Genomic DNA, 19,489 nt, shown 5'->3' on the forward strand with positions numbered 1-19,489 from the left:
ACACAGGGAGTCTTATGTTTTCTCGTTATTTTATAGACAGACCTATTTTTGCGTTTGTTATATCTATTGTCATCGTTTTGGCAGGTCTTGCTGCCATGCGCAGTTTACCCATTGCCCAATACCCTGAAATTGCGCCCCCAGTCGTTCAAGTAACAGCTGCATACCCAGGTGCGTCTGCAGACGTACTTGAGCAAACAGTTGCTGCCCCAATTGAAAATGCGATCACCGGTGTTGAAGGCATGATGTATATGTCATCAACCTCGACGAGTGCGGGTTCAACCACTATTGAAGTCACGTTTGAAATTGGCACAGACGTAGACCAAGCCGCAGTAAATGTGAACAACCGTGTTAAACAAGTTGAAGCGCGTTTACCAGAAGAAACACGCCGTCAAGGTGTGGTTGTTCAAAAAGGTTCATCCAGCTTTTTACAAGTGCATGCCTTTTATTCACCAGATGGTTCTCGCTCAAGTTTATGGACATCAAACTATGTCACCATGAACGTGCTAGACCGTGTAAAACGTATTCCAGGCACTACGAGTGTGCAGATTTTTGGTGCCAAAGACTACGCTATGCGCATTTGGTTGCGTCCTGATGTTATGAGTCAATTAGGCGTGACTGTCGAAGAGGTGGCCGGAGCGATTCGCGTTCAAAACTCCCAATATGCCGCAGGTAAAATTGGCGCTACCCCCACTGCATCCTCACCACAAGAGCTTGTTTATAGTGTAACGGCACAAGGCCGACTCTCTGAGCCTGAACAGTTTGAAAACATTATTATTCGTTCAAACCCCGATGGCAGTAGCTTACGCTTAAAGGATGTCGCGCGTGTTGAGCTCGGGTCCAAAGATTATAACTTTAAAGGCACAATCAACGGTAAAGAAGCGGTCCTGTTGGGTATTTTCTTACAACCCGGCGCGAATGCACTTGATGTCGCAGACGAAGTAAATACTGTAATCGAAGAGATGAAAAGCCAGTTTCCAACTGGTCTCTCACATTTAACTTCTTACGACACGACACGTTTTGTTGAAGTCTCTATTCGTGAAGTTGTTAAAACACTGCTCGAAGCCATGGTACTGGTATTTTTAGTAGTGTATTTATTTTTGCAAAACTGGCGCGCAACATTAATCCCCACCCTTGCTGTGCCTGTGTCTCTGCTTGGAACATTTGCCGGCATGTACATGCTTGGCTATTCGATTAACTCATTGACATTATTTGGTATGGTGCTCTCGATAGGTATCGTGGTTGATGATGCCATTGTGGTACTCGAAAACGTTGAGCGTATTATGCACGAAGAACACTTAAGTGCACGCGAAGCGGCAATTAAAGCAATGCGTGAGGTCAGTGGCCCTGTTGTTGCAATCGTTTTAGTGCTGTGTTCTGTGTTTGTGCCTATTGCATTTTTAGGCGGCTTAACCGGTGAATTGTTCCGTCAATTTGCGATCACCATCTCTATTGCGGTGAGCTTATCGGGCGTAGTTGCGCTAACCATGACACCTGCACTGTGCGTCCTAATCTTAAAACAAGAGCATAAACAAACCGCGCGGTTTTTCTTATGGTTTAATGCAACCTTCACAAAAATTACGAGCCGTTATGTTGGTGCCGTCGGATTTATGGTGCGTCGTGGATTACTCGGCTTAATACTCATGACAGCAATGATTGCTGCCACAATCGGACTGTGGCAGAACACACCCGGTTCATTAGTACCAGACGAAGATCAGGGCTATTACATATCGGCTATTTTCTTACCCGATGGTTCATCGCTTGAGCGTACAGAGCACGTTACTCAACAAGTTGTTAAAGCGGTGCAATCAAACCCTGCCAACGAAAACGTCGTGGCATTTACGGGGTTTGACTTTATCGGTGGCGGGTATAAAAACAGCGCTGCAACCTTGTTTGTCACTCAAAAACATTGGGATGAACGCGAGGTCGACACGAAAGCGCTTGTTCAAGAATTGTTTATGAAAACAGCCGGGATAAAAGAAGCACTGGTACTTGCCTTTAATCCCCCCGCTATTTTTGGTCTGGGAAATACAGGTGGTTTTGAGTTTTATATTCAAAACAAAGGTGACAGTGACCCTGATAAACTGCAACAAGCGATGCAGTTAATGACAGCAGAAGCACAAAAGAGCCCTATCATTAGTGGCCTTCAAACTCTGTGGCGCCCAGATGCCCCGCAACTGCGTGTTGATGTTGACCGCGAGCAAGCTCGTGCAATGGGGGTTGAAATAGACGATGCCTTTACCGCACTGGCTGGTAACCTAGGCACCTATTATGTAAACGACTTCAATAAGTTTGGCCGTGCATGGCAAGTGCTTATGTCTGCGGATGCTGAATTTAGAATGAAACCTGATGACATCAAACGTATCTATGTTAAAAACAACCTAGGCAATATGGTGCCCTTGTCAGCGTTTACAACAATTGAATACAGCCGAGGCCCTGAGAACTTAAACCGCTACAATAACTTACCAGCCGTAAAACTAATGGGTAATGCAGCACCAGGTTATAGCTCAGGCCAAGCAATTGCCGAAGTAGAACGGATCGCAAACGCAGTGCTCCCCCCTAACATGACCTACGAATGGACAGGGTCTGCGTACCAAGAAAAACGCAGTTCAGGGACAACGGGTATTGCACTAGGGCTTGCTGTGATCATGGTGTTTTTAATTCTGGCAGCATTGTATGAACGTTGGTCATTACCGCTCTCAGTGATGCTAGCATTACCCTTTGGTACGTTTGGTGCATTGATTGCTGTTTGGCTGGTAGGCATGACTAACGACGTTTACTTCCAAATTGGCTTAGTCACCCTACTCGGTCTAGCGAGTAAAAATGCCATATTAATCGTTGAGTATGCGCTAATGAAACATCAACAAGGGTGGAGCGCAAGTACTGCTGCATTGGAAGCAGCTCGCTTACGTTTTAGACCCATTATTATGACCTCATTAGCCTTTATATTGGGTGTTGTACCATTGGTGTTAAGCTCAGGTGCCGGTGCTGGAGCCCGTCACAGCGTTGGTACAGGCGTAATGGGCGGCATGATGGCGGCTACCTTCCTCGCAGTGTTCTTTGTACCGCTGTTCTTTTATTGGCTGACTGAGCGTAAGTTAACTGAAAAACGTTCAAGGCAAGAGCTTGCTGATGAAATTGCTGCGCACCATAAGCAAGAGCATGTCGATACGCAAGAAGGCAACTTATAAAAAACGAAGGGCAAACAATAAGTTTGCCCTTTTTTTATAAGTCATTTGTCAGTATTTCATTACTGGTAATTTGTGCTTTGCGGCGCTAATATTAACTAAATATGTGTGGAGTACAGCATGAACAATCAAAAATTAAGCGAATTTGAGCAATACTTTCAGATAGAAGAAAGCAACCGCGTGAACTTATACGCTGTTGAGCCACATGTTGTGCCGAAAACGCATGCTGAACTTGAAGCCGATATTCCCGCCCTATTTAAGCTTGCAAATGAAGTGAATGAACTTGAGCAAAGTACATTACGCCCACTGCGTAATTTAGGTGACATAGCTCAAGAGCTGGCCATATTTTTACAAGCTCAATCACGTAAAATAGACTTGATTATGAGCCACATTCTGGCCTCTGAACAGCCCGAAGATAACGCAAATTATTGTGATAGTTATGGTGGCGGTGGCGTAAAACTCACATCGACTGAGGTATACGAATTAGGGCAAACGTTTAGAACCAAACTATTTTTGCAGCATGAAGCATCAGCGATATATTGTTATACCGAATTAGTTGCGATTGAAAAGCGCGATGATGATAAATACCAATACACTTTATTATTCACTGCCATTCGCGATGCAGACCAAGATTTAGTCGTTCGGGCAGCATTGCATGCACAAACTCGCCAGCTTAAAAAACGTCAACAAGAAAACACGTCGCAAAGCAGTTAAAAATCCTGCTTTATCGCGCACAAAAAGCTGACATCTATGGCTAAAATGCTAAACTAGCCCCACCTTTGTTTGTTTAATACCTTCATGAAATTTAGACTTTTACCTGAATGGGCTGAGCAAGACGCTGTAATGCTCACTTGGCCGCACCAAGATACCGATTGGGCTGCAATTTTAACGGTTGTAGAACCCGTTTACGTCGCCCTATGTCAAGCAATTAGCCAACAACAAGATGTGGTGATTGTTGCTCATAACGACGCACTTAAAAACCACATAAGTGCCCTACTGGCCGACGCGGGTGTTGATGCACACCGTATTCACTTTGTCGTTACCCCGTGCAACGATACATGGGCTCGCGACCATGGACCGTTAACCTGTGCGAACCTTGATAACGCAGCTGATTTAAAAATCATGGATTTTATTTTTAATGGCTGGGGTAATAAATTCGAAAGCCAGCTTGATAACCATATTAATCAAGTGCTCGTCAAACAACTAGCAAACCCAAACACGGCTTATCAGCAAAGTGATTTAGTGCTTGAAGGTGGCGGCGTTGAAATTAATGAGCACGGTGTGCTGTTGACGACCAGTGAATGTTTGTTAAACCCGAATCGTAATCCATCGTTATCTAAAACAGACATCGAGCAAATCCTTAAAGAACAATTAGGTGCCGAATCGTTTTTATGGGTTGATCACGGCTATTTAGCGGGTGATGACACAGACAGCCACATTGATACGTTAGTGCGTTTTGCACCAAACAATACGCTTGTATACGTTAAGTGTGATGACGAAAATGATGAGCATTTTGCTGCATTAGACGCGATGGAAAAACAGTTACACACGTTTAAAACACACCAAGGTGAAGATTACAGGCTTATCGCTCTTCCTTGGCCTAAAGCGGTGTTTAACGATGACGGTGACAGATTACCCGCCACTTATGCCAATTATTTAATCATCAATAAAACAGTGCTTGTGCCAATTTACGGTGATGAACATGACTCACTGGCATTAGCTCAAATTGCAATGGCCTACCCAGAACACACCGTACTGGGTATTAACTGTTTACCAATTATCCATCAGTTTGGCAGTTTACACTGCATTACGATGCAATTACCGCGCGGCTTTTTAGCAGGAGCAAACAATGACTAAACCAACGCATTTAAAGGTTGCCCTTGTACAGCAATCTAATTCTGATAACGCCCAAGAAAATATGGCAAAATCAATTGCAGGCATTCGTGATGCAGCAAGCCAAGGCGCTAAACTGGTTGTTCTTCAAGAACTACACCGCAGTTTATATTTCTGCCAAACAGAAGACGTTGATGTTTTCGATTTAGCAGAAACAATTCCAGGCCCAAGTACAGACACACTGGGTGCGCTGGCAAAAGAGTTAAATGTGGTGATCGTGTCATCATTATTCGAAAAGCGTGCCACAGGCCTTTACCATAACACCGCCGTTGTACTTGAAACAGACGGCAGCATTGCGGGTAAATACCGTAAAATGCATATTCCGGATGATCCGGGGTTTTACGAGAAGTTTTACTTCACACCGGGGGATTTAGGGTTTCAACCAATTCAAACCTCAGTGGGTAAACTCGGTGTGCTAGTATGTTGGGATCAATGGTTCCCTGAAGCCGCACGCTTAATGGCGATGGCGGGAGCTGAAATCTTAATTTACCCAACAGCCATCGGCTGGGATCCTCGTGATGATAAAGACGAGCAAACGCGTCAAAAAGACGCCTGGGTTATTTCACAGCGTGCGCATGCTGTTGCCAATGGTGTGCCCGTTATTAGCTGTAACCGCGTTGGTCATGAAAGTGATCCAAGTGCGCAAAGCGAGGGTATTCAGTTTTGGGGTAATTCGTTTATCGCAGGCCCTCAAGGTGAAATCCTTGCACACGCAAATAACAGCGACGAGCAGTTACTTGTTGTTGAACTTGACCAACAACGCAGCGAAAACATTCGCCGTATTTGGCCATACCTACGTGATCGTCGCATCGACCACTATCAGGATCTAACAAAAATTTATCGAGACTAAACACAGTTTAAAGGAGTAGTAAATGGCGTTTGCGCAATGGGCAGCATTGCCTTGGGTAAAATCTGAGAAAGATAAAATTCACTGGGGACAACTAACCGGCAGCGGGCTGAGTATCGCAATAGCCGAAGGTGTGAAACAACATAACGAACTTGTTGTGATTGTCACCCCAGATACACCAAGCGCCCTTCGCCTTGAAACTGAACTCGAATTTTTATTACCTGAAAACCCAGTCATGGTCTTCCCTGACTGGGAAACGTTACCTTATGATCATTTTTCACCGCATCAGGATATTATCTCTGCGCGTCTTGCCACTCTTAACACCTTAAAAAAAGAACAACAAAGCGTGTTAATTGTGCCCGTGTCGACCTTGATGCTACGCACTGCTCCCGCGTCATTTATCTATGGTTCAACCCTTAATTTTACGGTGGGTGACACGCTAGATACTCACACCCTACGTGATAACCTTGAGCAAGCAGGCTACTTACATGTTCAACAAGTGATGGAGCATGGTGAATATGCAATACGTGGCTCAATTGTTGACTTATACCCGATGGGGAGTCCTCACCCATTCAGATTAGACTTTTTTGACGATGAACTAGACAGCATCCGCTTGTTTGACGTAGAAAGCCAACGTTCTGATGAAAAAGTCGATAAAATAGAGCTCTTACCGGCCCACGAATTCCCGACAAACGATGCAGATATAGAACGGTTTAGAATTAATTATCGTGAACAATTTGGTGCCAGCTCCGAGCAAGATTCTATCTACATGCAGGTAACCAAAGGCACTTGGCCTGCGGGGATTGAATATTACATGCCGCTGTTTTTCGATCAACTAGCGACAATTTTCGATTACCTTCCCAACAATACCACTTTCATGCACTTTGGTGATATTGAGCATGCCGCTGAGCAGTTTTGGCATGATGTAAATGTACGCTATGAAAACCGCCGTGTAGACCCTCTTAGACCGCTTCTTGAGCCTATAAAACTTTATCAAAGTGTCAATGAACTGTTTGGTGAGTTTGCACACTACGCGCGAATACGTTTATCACAGGCAAAGCTTGGTACGAAAGCAGGACACACAAATTTAGCCAGCAACGATTTACCCAATGTACGTATTGATCATAAATTGCATGAGCCGTATCAAGGCCTAATTGACTATGTTGCCAGTGAAAAAAAACAAAAAGGCCGTGTGCTACTGTCTGTAGAGTCTGACGGACGACGTGAATCGCTGCTGACACTGTTAAAACCAAGTGGTTTAAAGTTTAAAGAATTTAATTCATTCACCGACTTTACCCAAAGCTCTAGTGATGTGGGTTTAATCGTCTCGCCCCTTGAGCAAAGTGTGGTACTGGATGGTAAACCCCGTTTAACCATCATTACAGAGCAAGAGTTATTAGGTATTAAGGTGTCTCAGCGCAGACGCCGAAAACATAAATACGAAGCAAGCCAAGATGCATTAATTCGCAATCTGGCAGAACTGCGTCAAGGTCAACCAATTGTGCACCTTGATCACGGTGTGGGTCGTTATCAAGGTCTTGAAACCATTGATGCTGCGGGGGTGATTACCGAGTTTGTTACGATCATCTACGCAAACGAAGCCAAACTCTATGTGCCCGTTTCTGCACTTCATATGTTGAGCCGTTATTCAGGTGGAGAGGAAGCAAGTGCCCCACTTCATAAACTGGGTTCAGATGCATGGGAAAAAGCGAAAAAACGCGCCGCAGAAAAAGTACGCGATGTCGCTGCTGAGCTGTTAGATATTTACGCAAAACGCCAAGCTAAACCTGGCAATATGTTTAAACTTGACGGCAGTGCTTATCGCCAATTTAGCGACAGCTTTCCATTTGAAGAAACAGACGACCAACGCAACGCCATCGAAGCTGTACTGGGCGATATGCAAAGTAAACAGGCTATGGACCGATTAGTGTGTGGTGATGTGGGTTTTGGTAAAACAGAAGTCGCCATGCGCGCTGCCTTTGTTGCCGTAAATGATAACAAGCAAGTCGCCGTGCTAGTCCCGACCACGTTACTTGCACAGCAACATTTTGAAAACTTTAAAGATCGCTTCGCTGATTTGCCAATAGAAGTCGGTGTTTTATCGCGTTTTAATTCGACAAAAGAACAAAAAGAAACACTGGATAAAATGGCCGAAGGCAAGCTAGATATTGTCATAGGTACACACAAATTAATTCAGCAAGACATTAAATTTAAAGACTTAGGCTTATTAATCGTTGATGAAGAACATCGCTTTGGTGTTCGTCAAAAAGAAAAGATAAAAGCACTGCGCGCCGATGTCGACATTTTAACCCTCACCGCCACCCCGATTCCGCGTACACTGAATATGGCAATGAGCGGCATGCGCGACTTATCGATTATCGCCACACCACCGGCTAAACGATTGGCCGTTAAAACCTTTGTAAGACAACGTGATGCTGAGCTCATTCGCGAAGCTATTCTGCGTGAAATTAAGCGCGGCGGCCAAGTTTATTTCTTACACAATAATGTTGAAACTATCGACCGTGTTGCTGAAGAAATTACTGAGTGGGTACCAGAAGCGAGCGTTACCACTGCACACGGCCAAATGCGTGAACGCGAGCTTGAGCAAATCATGAGTGATTTTTATCACCAAAAATACAATGTGATTGTGTGTACAACAATCATTGAAACCGGCATTGATGTTCCGACTGCAAATACCATCATAATGGATAGAGCCGACAAGCTTGGCCTAGCTCAGCTGCATCAGCTTCGCGGCCGCGTTGGTCGAAGTCACCACCAAGCGTACGCGTATTTATTAACAGGCAATCCAAAGTCATTAACCAAAGATGCAGTAAAACGCCTTGAGGCCATCGAGTCTTTAGAAGATTTAGGCGCAGGCTTTGCGTTAGCGACGCATGATTTAGAAATTCGTGGCGCGGGTGAGCTACTCGGTGATGATCAATCAGGGCAAATGCAGAGCATCGGTTTTAGCCTTTATATGGAAATGCTTGAGCAAGCCGTTAACGCACTAAAAGAAGGCAAAGAGCCAACACTGGAGAACCTGCTAGGTCAACAGACTGAGGTTGATTTAAAACTGCCAGCCTTATTACCGGATGATTATATTCATGATGTAAATGCACGCTTAGGAATCTATAAACGCATCGCAAGCTGTGCTAATCTCAATGACATGGACGAGCTACAGGTCGAGTTAATAGACCGATTTGGTTTACTCCCAGATGCCACGAAAAACTTATTTAGTTTGCAACAACTGAAATTGCAAGCCAGCAATATTGGCATCAAAAAGATTGAAGCAAACCCGAAAGGCGGCTATTTTGAGTTTAGCCAGCATACAAAGGTTAACCCTAGCTTCATTATAGGTTTGATACAAAGTGCTCCGCATATATATAAAATGGACGGCGCAAATAAATTGCGTTTTGCGATCAGCGAGGCGAACCCTCGTGAACGCTTGAAAATGGTCACTGCAATGATTGCAGATTTCGAAAAAAAGGTTAGCCATTAATGTTGTTTAGAAATAGTTTTATTTTACTTTGTTGCTTATTTACAAGCTCATCGTTTGCAGCACGCTGGTTCGAAATAGAAGTGCTTATTTATAAACAACGTCCAGCGCCCTACTTACAAGAAGATTTCTCGTTAAAACATGATGAAATCAATGCAAAACGTTCGAAAGACTTATTATCACCTGTCTACAAAGCGCACGCTAAACAAGCTTGTATTAACGGTGATAGTCGTTTTCGTTCACAGTCATTTACTGATGAATTGATTAATTCAAACCCACATTCGAATGTCTGTGACGACAGCGTTGATTTTTTAGCAAGCTACAACGAATTACCTGTCTCTCCCCCTGTCGAACCACGTGAAGACACCGACGAAATTTATTTAATGGCGCCTGAGCAACTGCAATTTACTGAACAGAAAAACCAGCTTGATAGAAAAGGTTTAACACCGTTATTACACACCGGTTGGCGTTTTCCTGAAATGAGTGAATCACGCGCTCAAAGTATTCGGTTATTTGCAGGCAAACATTTAGCAGCAAGTTCACCTGCTATTGAACCAGATAACAATGACTTTATTAGCCTAGTAACTCCATCAGAGCAATATATTCCAGAGAGTTTGCAACAAACGCCTGATTGGGAATTAGATGGTTTAATGAAAATTTACGTTCGTCATTACCTTTTTATAAATGCTGATTTTGATATTAGTCAGCGTTTAGAAACCGGTGATTATGAAAAAGCCCGCTTTTCACAATTTAAGCGTGTGATCAGCAACGAAATACATTATTTCGATCATCCTCGTATGGGCATGATCGTGCAAATAAGACGCTACAACCATTAATGGAATCTATTATGAAAAAATATATGGCAATTGCTGCTGCCGCTGCAGTGTTAACATTAGCTGGCTGCTCTAAAGTAAACCTTGAGAACTATGAAAAAATAAAAATCGGTATGGATAAAGCAGAAGTTGAAGCTATCTTAGGCTCGGCTGATAAGTGCGAAGAGAAAACACTGCATACGAACTGTATCTGGGGTGATAATGATAAAAATATCGAAATCACTTTAGTTTCAGATAAAGTATCGCTTTATAGTAAAACAGGTTTAGACGCTAAATAATCCTGTAAGGGTGGCATATAGCCACCCTACTCACTCTTATCTAATTGACTGTGGATCAGCTCTATATTAATAATTTTGCTGCGATTTAACGTAATTTTGTAGCGTTCATACCTAGTTTCGTGCTCATTTTCTGAAAAAACTAACACCAAATTTAATTGGTAACGCCTCTCAACAGCCTGCTTTGATATTTTATTACTGTCGAGATGATAGAGTTTTCCCTCACCACGTTTTAAGTAACGCGCAAACGGCGCTAAACTAAAGCTAACAGTTTGTTGCAACGTATCATACCCGGGCAAAAACTCTTTTGCATTGACGTGTGTTTCACTGGCAAAGTGTAACCATTGTGCTGCTTGTTTATTTTGATGGCGACGCTTAGAAAATATCTGACGCACTTTTTTTGGGATCCGCTTGAACGAGGTGTATTCGAGCCAAATGTACTGACTGGCGATCCTGTCTTTTGTAATACTGTTCTTAAACTGAAAACGCCATTTCGGCCTGCCTCTCACAATGGCACGCCAAATAACACGTGTTATATCTTCTTTAAATATTTCACGCAGCCCGTAGATCACCCCTAAAATCAAAATTAATGTCGCTGTCACTTCAGTAAAGGTTGAGCGTGCATTAAGTACAACCAGCATCACAAAAGCCATTATAACGGCAGTGACAGTGCCTTTAACCATTCGCTTTAGATAACTATTAAGATGCCGTGTGGTGCGATTTAAGATAACGCCATGCTCAATTAAGCGTTGTAATAAACGCATTTTATTTGTAATGCGGTTTGCATCTTCAAGGGTTGATTGCGAATTATACTCTTGTTCTTCTCGGTAGCTGTTTTCTGCTTTACAGAAATCGAGCAACTCACCACGCTCTTTTGCAAAATCGCTACTGCGCGGCCCTTCGTCTAATAACTTTAAAAATGATTGTTCAACATGCCAGCTTAAATAGTTATCGGCATTTTTATAAAATGGCAGCAACTTTTCATCATCTGGGGTATAACGACGTAGTTTTTTTAGTAACCCTTCAGTTTGCTCACACAACTCCATCGCCGCAGGGTAAAACTCGTCAGCTTCGTTATGTTTTAGGGTGTCTTTAATATCTGCATTGAGTGCTAGACGAACCTGATAACAATATAAATTTAGGTTTTGCCGATAATCTTGTTGCTCACCTTTGTTTTTACTCACAAACCGACTTCGCACCAGTGGCAAGTGAATATTGTTCGCATTATAAGCTAGGTGCGACTTAAAGTGGTTGTTGAAGTACGCTTCTTCACTGAGTGTTTGCGGGTTGACACTCATTTCATTTGGAATAGAAAAATACAGATCGAGACGCTGTTCTGCGCGGGGACTTAGCTCAGGTTCGATAATAAAAGATAGGTTTTCGTCTTGTTTAAGCAATATCACCTCGTTGTTTACTTTTACACTGTAAGTTTACGCCGAGATAGCTTTTCAGACAATAAAAAAGGCCCAGTAAAAACCGGGCCTTAATAATCATTTCAAACTAGATTAGAACTTAACGTTCACACCAGCGTGGAAACGACGACCTAGTACATCGTATGTGTACGGGTCAGTGTTTGAGTCATTGTTACCTGTGTAGTAAGGTGGCTCTTTATCGAACAAGTTATTAACACCTGCAGATAGAGTCACTGTATCAGATAGTAAGTATGAACCACTGATGTCATGATAAACAACTGATGGTGTTGTAGGTGCTAAACAGCTTGATGGATCACTTTTACATAGGTAGCTATCCATTCCTGCGATATAACGTGCCTTGTATGTTGCATCCCAGCTTTCGCCACGTGCTGATAATGTAAAGTTAGACTTGATATCAGCGTAGCCACCAGAACCAGAAGTGATAAGACCCGCGTAATCAGTCGTATCATCAAGTACTGTTACAACGTACTCGTCTAGGTAAGTAGTATCTAGACCCGCTTTCCAGTTAAGACCTGCAGCTTCAAAGCTGTAAGTTAGGTTTAAGTCGATACCAGAAGTCTTCTCAGAACCAATGTTTTGTAATTGGTTGTTGAATTTAACACGACCCGTGCTATCCATGCTGATATTCGCTGATTGACATAGCACTGTATTAGCATTGTCAGACGTTGCTAAACACTGATCAACAATGTATTGCTCATTAACTGACGCAATCGCATTCTCAATTTCAATTTTGTAGTAATCAAGTGTCATGCTGAAGCCTTCAAACCACTCTGGCTCGTACACGATACCAGCAGTGAACGTATCAGCTTCTTCTGGAGTAAGTAGAGAGTTACCACCAACAGTTACTTCAGCTTGGTCCTGAGCACCTGGGAAAGTGATCTGTTCAAACGATGGTGAGTTACCTGAGTAAAGCTCTGATACAGTTGGTGCACGGAACGCAGTTGACACAACGCTACGTAGCATTAATTCATCGTTTGCTTTCCATGTTAAACCTAGTTTCCATGTTTCATCTGAACCGAATGTGCTGTAATCAAACGCACGGATTGCTGCGCTTAGTTCAACATTTTGTGCAAATGGTGCATCAGCTAGTAGTGGTAATGCAAATTCTATATATGCTTCATTTACATCAAAACCGCCTGCTGTCGGCTCAACCATAGGGTCATTTGCAAGACCTTGTGCTGTTAAAGAGTCTGGTGTGTACCATGCTTTCTCTTGACGGCGCTCAACACCTGCAGCGAATGCAGCATAACCTGCTGGCATTTCAAACATTTCACCAGATACTGATGCTGCTAGGATGAATAATTGGCTACCACCATTGTTTACTTCTGTGTAAACATTTTTACGGAAATCTTCAGATACCCATGCTGCTTGGTCTAATGGGTTAAAAGTACCCGCAGTGATTTGATCTTGGATAGCACCCATGTTGTGAAGGTTGCTTAGCTTATCTACAGAGTCGTTACGACCGAAGTTAGCAGATACATCCCATGAGTAGTCGCCTACAAAACCTTGTGCACCAACAACAGCACGAACTGTATCTACAGACTGTTCGAAGAAACGAGCACCGGTGTCAGACATACGACGACCGTAAGAGATCTTGTCGCCATATTTGTAGTTCATTTCTTGAGTCACGTAGCTGCCATCAGCATTTTTATCTAAGTAACCGTCACCATCTAGATCAACACGTTGATCATAGCTTTGGCTAAGAAGTGAATTACCCATGTTTTCAGTGTATTCAAAGTCAAACCATACTGGCTGTGGTGCCATTTGTTGCTCTGACCAACGCTTCGTGTAAGTGAACTCAGTGAATAGAGATGTATCATCTGATAATTCATAAGTCGCTAAACCAGTCAGGTTTAAACGCTCCATTGGCGTATAAAGGTAGCTTGCTGGTGAGTAGTTATATGCATCAGCATTGCCATAACGGTGATATTCACCACCACGGCCCGTTACACCGCTGTCGTCGATAAGAGATACTGGTGTATCTTCGCCTTTAGCATTAACCGTTAGACCTTTCTCACCGTTACCATTCCAGATGTGACCACCTTCGTTGTAAGATGAACCAGTACAGTAAAGACCATTGCTGCCTTCAGCTAGTGGACACTCAGAGAAGCTACGGTCAGCTTGAGATGCTTTACCACGGTCAGTGTACTGCATACCGATTACGATATTACCTTTATCGAATGATGTACCAACAGTGAAGTCAACTGAGTTTTCTGTTGCATCGCCTTCGCCAGTGATCGCAGTATTTGCGTTCATGTCTAGGCCTTCAAAATCATCTTTAAGAATGATGTTAACAACACCTGCTACCGCATCAGTACCATAAACAGCAGAAGCACCATCTTTAAGCACTTCAACTGATTTGATCATTGATACAGGAATTGTGTTTAAGTCAACAGTAGAAGCTGCACCAGTACCCGATGCAATCATACGGCGACCGTTAACAAGAACCAATGTACGGCTGCTACCTAGACCACGTAAATCGATACGTGCATTACCACCAGAACCATTGTTGATACCTGGGTTAGTCATCGCACCGCCAGTGGCAGTCATTTTTTGTAGTACGCTATCGATGCTTGTTGCACCCATCGCTTTAATATCGTCTGCGCCGATAATTGTTACTGGGCTTGCGTTTTCCATATCTGAACGCTTAATGCGAGAACCCGTAACTTGAATTTTTTCAATAGACTCTGCTGCATTATCAGCAGCTAATACTTGCATGCTTGAGAACATTGGGATTGCTGAAACAACAGCTAAACCAAGAATTGATTTTTTCATGTGAAACCCTACTTGTTGGAAATTTACCTTTAGTTAGGTAGCGCTCGTTATTATTAGAATCACGAGTCAGCGGAGGGCAACTTAGGCGCAGTTAACTGAACGAAAACTGAATGTTAGATTAAATAAAAAACACCCCAAAAATTACGTACCCATTTAAGGTAATAAGGTTTCACTATGTATCAATGTTAACAATAAAAAACCAATACAAAACAAACAGGTACAAAATGTTCAAAACAAAAAAAACACGATTGAAATCAATTACACACACTTTGTAATCAAGTGTAACTGTGATGGATATTTGTCTTTAAATGAAAATTTTACAAGTTGATCACACAACGTTATAAAAACCGTAATAGGTCAATATGTCTGCTAACCATAGTTATTCACAAAAAATAACTAAATTGGCAAAGTTAGCTTTTAAACAAGGTATTAGAGGATGGTTTTTGTATTTTGTTCACACGGATTAAATTTCCATGCAAAAAAGCAGTGAGAGCGTGTTATTCAACATAAGTGGCAAACGTAAAAAGCTATTACCTATTATAAGGCAATGAGGAGGCTGTTAATGCTCAACCTTATTTACACAGCATGGCGAGAGTCAAAGTAATAAAAAACACTCTGTTGACGGTTTTGCGCATCGGTAAAAACGACTGTCATTTTCCAAGTCATCACAGGTTCGGAGCACACTCCTACCATCGTCTGGGCCGACCAATAACTGCCTTTTTGGGTAAACTGTAAAGGGATATACCCCATATACATCGTAACCCCTTCTAGTTTTGCCGAAACTTTATAAGCATTTGGAGGTAATTTAAGGTTAATTGAAAAGGGAGTTTCTGGGCTAATGACTGAATTGGGCAACCAAATTTCCACACCGTTCGCAAACTGACAATGTGTATTTTTTTCGCACGTTGCACTTGTCTGTGGCTCATCTATACTTTGCCTGTCACAAGCAACTATGAAAACACTCAAAAACAAAATGTAGCTGGTTATTGTAGTTCGCACTCAACTTACCTGTATAAAATAAAAGCGGATACTAGTCCGCTCGTCTATGAAAAACAACTAGGCTAAGTAGAATAAGTTAATAAAAATACAATGACTGACAAAAAATAACCAACAAAGCGGGAAAATTTGATTGATGTCATAATTTTATGCAATTGACCTATCTTTTTAAGGTCAAAAATTTTATCATTTCCATCGCAAAATAAGGGTTTCTCGAGTTTGTTTTCTGAAGCTATCATCTACAGCTAGCTTTGGGTAACACGCTTGTGAAGTAATAGTAGGCCCCACTTATTACTAAGTGGGTAATTCATTTCTAAAACGCATTAATTGCAGCGGAAGCCAGAAAATGAGCCAAACAGTAGCATCACAAACTGAGTACAATTATAAAGTTGTACGCCAATTCGCTATTATGACAGTGATTTGGGGCATCGTTGGCATGAGTGTTGGGGTTCTGATTGCTGCCCAATTAGCTTGGCCAGCACTTAACTTTGATACACCATGGTTAACTTACTCTCGACTACGTCCGTTACATACGAACGCAGTAATTTTCGCATTTGGTACAAGTGCACTTTTTGCGACGTCTTATTACGTCGTACAACGTACGTGTCAAACGCGTCTTTTCTCAGATAAACTAGCGGCCTTTACCTTTTGGGGTTGGCAACTTGTTATCGTACTTGCCGCGATTACCTTACCGTTAGGTATCACGAGCTCAAAAGAATACGCAGAACTTGAATGGCCAATTGATATTCTTATCGCGGTAGTTTGGGTAACCTACGCCGTTGTATTCTTTGGTACGCTAATCAAACGTAAAGTATCGCACATTTATGTTGCAAACTGGTTCTATGCTGGTTTCATTATCACTGTTGCCGTATTACACATTGTAAACAGCATGGCAATTCCAGTGTCACTAACTAAATCATACTCTATTTATGCGGGTGCAGTAGATGCGATGGTTCAGTGGTGGTACGGTCATAACGCTGTTGGCTTCTTATTAACTGCTGGTTTCTTAGGTATGATGTACTACTTCGTACCAAAACAAGCGGGTCGCCCTGTATACTCTTACCGTCTATCGGTTGTTCACTTCTGGGCGCTTGTTTCTTTATACATCTGGGCAGGTCCTCACCACCTTCACTACACTGCGCTTCCAGACTGGACGCAAAGCTTAGGTATGGTTATGTCAGTTATCTTATTCGTCCCATCATGGGGTGGTATGATTAACGGTATCATGACGTTATCAGGTGCATGGCACAAACTTCGTACTGACCCAGTACTTCGCTTCTTAGTTGTTTCACTGTCTTTCTACGGTATGTCTACGTTTGAAGGTCCAATGATGGCTATTAAGTCTGTTAATGCACTTTCACATTACACAGACTGGACAGTAGGTCACGTTCACTCAGGTGCGCTAGGTTGGGTTGCGATGATTTCAATCGGTGCAATTTATCACTTAATCCCTGCACTATTCTCTCAGGGTCGTATGTACAGTGTTAAACTGGTTAATACACACTTCTGGTTACACACTGTAGGGGTTGTTCTATATATCGTAGCAATGTGGATTTCAGGTGTAATGCAAGGTCTTATGTGGCGTGCAGTAAACTCAGACGGTACGTTAATGTACAGCTTTGTACAATCACTAGAAGCATCGTATCCGTTCTACATCATGCGTTTCCTTGGCGGTGTATTCATCGTAACGGGCATGCTAATTATGGCTTACAACGTTTACCGTACAATTGCTGCGAAGAAAGATTCGCTTCAATTAGACGCTGACGCACAATTAGCATAACGGAGTAGGATGATGAGCAATAATAATTCACAAAACAAACATGAAATAGTCGAAAAAAATGTTGGCCTTATGGCTATCTTGACTGTCTTTGCGATCAGCTTCGGTGCACTTGTAGAAATTACACCGTTGATGTTCCAAGATGATACGACTAAGCCTGTTGATGGCCTACGCCCTCTTACAGCTTTAGAAATGGAAGGTCGTGATATTTATGTACGTGAAGGTTGTTACAACTGTCACTCACAAATGATTCGCCCTTTCCGTGACGAGGTTGAGCGTTATGGTCACTACTCTGTTGCTGGTGAATCAGTATGGGATCACCCATTCCAATGGGGTTCTAAACGTACTGGTCCAGACCTAGCACGTGTTGGTGAGCGTTACTCAGACGATTGGCATTATGCGCATTTAATGGACCCACGTGCTGTGGTTCCAGAATCAAATATGCCAGCGTTTCCTTGGTTAGACGAAAACAGAGTCGATACGACCCATACTCTTAAAAAGCTTCAAATATTCCGTGATAGCTTCGGAATTGATAAAGCAAGCACCCGTTACGACGGTAAAGGTTATGGAAGCGATGAAGAGTTACAAGCTGACATTGCGAAAATTGAAGCCATGAACAATGGTGAAGGCGCAACTGAGATGCAAGCTCTAATTGCTTACTTACAACAGCTTGGCACACACTTGAAGTAATTATTATGGATTACGGAACATACAGAGGCATTTTAACTCTGGTAATTTTAGTACTGTTTATTGTGATTGTTGTATGGGCATATAGTAAGCGTAGCAAACGTCGTTTTGATGACGCAGCTAATGCCATATTTGAAGATGAAAAAAAACACAACAACACAATCTCTAACGAGGAAAAGGAGTCTGAGAAATGACTAGCTTTTGGAGTATATGGGTTATTGTATTAACCCTTGCGTGTCTTGCTATCATCTTCGGCCTACTTCTGTGGAACTTAAAAAACTACACAGGTGTTAAAGAAGGCGAAAGCTGTGGTCACGAATTTGATGGCATTGAAGAGCTGAATAACCCACTGCCAAAATGGTGGACTTACATGTTCTTTGCAACATTCGTTTGGTCAGTTTATTACTTAGCGGCTTACCCGGGTTTAGGTAACTGGGAAGGTTTAGGTAAATGGACAAGTTCAAACCAAGGTATTACGTCTTTAGAAGAGTCTAAAAAGGCTACTGAAGAAGCGTTAGCCAATGGTGTAAACGTTCAATTAGACCAAGAGTTTATTGCAGCAGATGAGCGTTTTGGCCCTATCTTTGAGTCGTTCGCGAAACAAGACATTGAATCACTTGTAAAAGATGAAAAAGCGCTTGAGATTGGTCAACGTTTATTCTCTCAAAACTGTGCTCAATGCCATGGTTCAGATGCGCGTGGTGGTCAAGGCTTCCCTAACCTAACGGATAACGATTGGTTATACGGTGGTTCACCAGACAAAATTAAAGAAACGCTTCTTTACGGCCGTGTTGCAGCAATGCCACCTTGGGGTGATGCACTTGGCGAGCAAGGCATTAAAGAAATGACTGCTCACGTACTTAGCCTTTCGGGTCGTACAGTTAACCAAAAAGACGCTGAAGCTGGTGCAGCTAAATTTGCAATGTGTGCTGCATGTCACGGTGCTGACGGCAAAGGTTCGGTTGCTCACAACTTACCGTTTGGTGCGCCTAACCTAACCGACAATATCTGGTTATACGGTGGTTCTAAACGTGCTGTTGAAGAAACACTGAGAAATGGTCGTGCAGGTGTGATGCCAGCATGGAAAGACATTCTTGGTGAAGACAAAGTACACCTTTTAACAGCGTACGTTTACAGTCTGTCACAAGAAAAATAACCGCGCGGTTAATAAAATGTATATACAATTAATCTTTTAATTCAATAGATTAATTAAGATCAAAAAAGCCTCCATCTGGAGGCTTTTTTTTAGTCTTTTGCTTTTAGATCCGATAAAATGCGTATAACGTTTTTTG

The 19,489-nt window shown here is 42.5% G+C and carries 14 protein-coding genes; 11 read left to right on the forward strand and 3 right to left on the reverse strand.

Annotated features, from left to right (window positions below; translation table 11 throughout):
• Positions 1–14: 14 nt before the first annotated feature.
• The 7 genes from H3302_RS09005 to H3302_RS09035 all read left to right on the forward strand — a co-directional run bounded on the left by H3302_RS09005 (position 15) and on the right by H3302_RS09035 (position 10,532).
• The gene (locus H3302_RS09005) at positions 15–3,188 is read left to right on the forward strand and encodes an efflux RND transporter permease subunit (protein ID WP_036967904.1); all 3,174 of its coding nucleotides are present in this window, start codon (positions 15–17) and stop codon (positions 3,186–3,188) included.
• A gap of 117 nt (positions 3,189–3,305) precedes the next feature.
• Positions 3,306–3,899, forward strand: a complete 594-nt coding sequence (locus tag H3302_RS09010) for a hypothetical protein (protein ID WP_065978500.1) — start codon at positions 3,306–3,308, stop codon at positions 3,897–3,899.
• Between the two features lie 84 nt (positions 3,900–3,983).
• The gene (locus H3302_RS09015; RefSeq protein WP_118844375.1) at positions 3,984–5,042 is read left to right on the forward strand and encodes an agmatine/peptidylarginine deiminase; all 1,059 of its coding nucleotides are present in this window, start codon (positions 3,984–3,986) and stop codon (positions 5,040–5,042) included.
• Positions 5,035–5,928, forward strand: a complete 894-nt coding sequence (locus tag H3302_RS09020) for a carbon-nitrogen hydrolase (RefSeq protein ID WP_036967897.1) — start codon at positions 5,035–5,037, stop codon at positions 5,926–5,928. The genes H3302_RS09015 and H3302_RS09020 overlap by 8 nt, the downstream gene beginning before the upstream one ends.
• Before the next feature lie 22 nt (positions 5,929–5,950).
• The gene (mfd, locus tag H3302_RS09025; protein ID WP_075593486.1) at positions 5,951–9,424 is read left to right on the forward strand and encodes a transcription-repair coupling factor; all 3,474 of its coding nucleotides are present in this window, start codon (positions 5,951–5,953) and stop codon (positions 9,422–9,424) included.
• Positions 9,424–10,257, forward strand: coding sequence for a CsiV family protein (locus H3302_RS09030; protein WP_036967893.1), 834 nt, complete (start codon positions 9,424–9,426; stop codon positions 10,255–10,257). Before mfd ends, H3302_RS09030 begins: the two co-directional genes overlap by 1 nt.
• An 11-nt stretch (positions 10,258–10,268) precedes the next feature.
• The gene (locus H3302_RS09035; protein ID WP_036967891.1) at positions 10,269–10,532 is read left to right on the forward strand and encodes a lipoprotein; all 264 of its coding nucleotides are present in this window, start codon (positions 10,269–10,271) and stop codon (positions 10,530–10,532) included.
• Positions 10,533–10,558: 26 nt separating this feature from the next.
• Here H3302_RS09035 and H3302_RS09040 read toward each other — a convergent pair whose 3' ends face one another.
• The 3 genes from H3302_RS09040 to H3302_RS09050 form a co-directional block, all read right to left on the reverse strand.
• Positions 10,559–11,926: a hypothetical protein gene (locus H3302_RS09040; protein WP_036967889.1), complete on the reverse strand. Its 1,368-nt coding sequence runs from the start codon at positions 11,924–11,926 to the stop codon at positions 10,559–10,561.
• A gap of 108 nt (positions 11,927–12,034) precedes the next feature.
• Positions 12,035–14,737, reverse strand: coding sequence for a TonB-dependent receptor (locus H3302_RS09045; protein WP_182394975.1), 2,703 nt, complete (start codon positions 14,735–14,737; stop codon positions 12,035–12,037).
• Positions 14,738–15,313: 576 nt separating this feature from the next.
• Entirely contained in the window at positions 15,314–15,604 is a 291-nt protein-coding gene (locus H3302_RS09050) for a hypothetical protein (RefSeq protein ID WP_220469612.1), read from the reverse strand.
• Positions 15,605–16,079: 475 nt separating this feature from the next.
• On the opposite strand from H3302_RS09050, the gene ccoN reads away from it, so the two are divergent.
• From ccoN to ccoP, 4 genes are read left to right on the forward strand one after another with little or no spacing between them, the layout of a single operon-like run.
• Positions 16,080–17,513 (forward strand): cytochrome-c oxidase, cbb3-type subunit I, encoded by a 1,434-nt coding sequence (gene ccoN / locus H3302_RS09055; RefSeq protein WP_036967883.1) that lies wholly within the window; start codon positions 16,080–16,082, stop codon positions 17,511–17,513.
• Positions 17,514–17,525: 12 nt separating this feature from the next.
• Complete coding sequence (gene ccoO, locus H3302_RS09060; protein WP_182396408.1) at positions 17,526–18,200, forward strand: cytochrome-c oxidase, cbb3-type subunit II; 675 nt, start codon at positions 17,526–17,528, stop codon at positions 18,198–18,200.
• 5 nt (positions 18,201–18,205) lie between these two features.
• Positions 18,206–18,391: a cbb3-type cytochrome c oxidase subunit 3 gene (locus H3302_RS09065; protein WP_010373992.1), complete on the forward strand. Its 186-nt coding sequence runs from the start codon at positions 18,206–18,208 to the stop codon at positions 18,389–18,391.
• Positions 18,388–19,353, forward strand: a complete 966-nt coding sequence (gene ccoP, locus H3302_RS09070; protein ID WP_065978503.1) for a cytochrome-c oxidase, cbb3-type subunit III — start codon at positions 18,388–18,390, stop codon at positions 19,351–19,353. Before H3302_RS09065 ends, ccoP begins: the two co-directional genes overlap by 4 nt.
• Positions 19,354–19,489: the final 136 nt, after the last annotated feature.

The sequence above is a fragment of the Pseudoalteromonas sp. MT33b genome (assembly GCF_014117385.1).
Lineage (GTDB): Bacteria > Pseudomonadota > Gammaproteobacteria > Enterobacterales > Alteromonadaceae > Pseudoalteromonas > Pseudoalteromonas lipolytica.

Excerpts from the sequence above, each read along its gene's own strand:
- H3302_RS09005 (WP_036967904.1), top strand. The coding sequence starts at position 15 with ATGTTTTCTCGTTATTTTATAGACAGACCTATTTTTGCGTTTGTTATA.
- H3302_RS09010 (WP_065978500.1), top strand. The coding sequence starts at position 3,306 with ATGAACAATCAAAAATTAAGCGAATTTGAGCAATACTTTCAGATAGAA.
- H3302_RS09015 (WP_118844375.1), top strand. The coding sequence starts at position 3,984 with ATGAAATTTAGACTTTTACCTGAATGGGCTGAGCAAGACGCTGTAATG.
- H3302_RS09020 (WP_036967897.1), top strand. The coding sequence starts at position 5,035 with ATGACTAAACCAACGCATTTAAAGGTTGCCCTTGTACAGCAATCTAAT.
- mfd (WP_075593486.1), top strand. The coding sequence starts at position 5,951 with ATGGCGTTTGCGCAATGGGCAGCATTGCCTTGGGTAAAATCTGAGAAA.
- H3302_RS09030 (WP_036967893.1), top strand. The coding sequence starts at position 9,424 with ATGTTGTTTAGAAATAGTTTTATTTTACTTTGTTGCTTATTTACAAGC.
- H3302_RS09035 (WP_036967891.1), top strand. The coding sequence starts at position 10,269 with ATGAAAAAATATATGGCAATTGCTGCTGCCGCTGCAGTGTTAACATTA.
- H3302_RS09045 (WP_182394975.1), bottom strand. The coding sequence starts at position 14,737 with ATGAAAAAATCAATTCTTGGTTTAGCTGTTGTTTCAGCAATCCCAATG.
- ccoN (WP_036967883.1), top strand. The coding sequence starts at position 16,080 with ATGAGCCAAACAGTAGCATCACAAACTGAGTACAATTATAAAGTTGTA.
- ccoO (WP_182396408.1), top strand. The coding sequence starts at position 17,526 with ATGAGCAATAATAATTCACAAAACAAACATGAAATAGTCGAAAAAAAT.
- H3302_RS09065 (WP_010373992.1), top strand. The coding sequence starts at position 18,206 with ATGGATTACGGAACATACAGAGGCATTTTAACTCTGGTAATTTTAGTA.
- ccoP (WP_065978503.1), top strand. The coding sequence starts at position 18,388 with ATGACTAGCTTTTGGAGTATATGGGTTATTGTATTAACCCTTGCGTGT.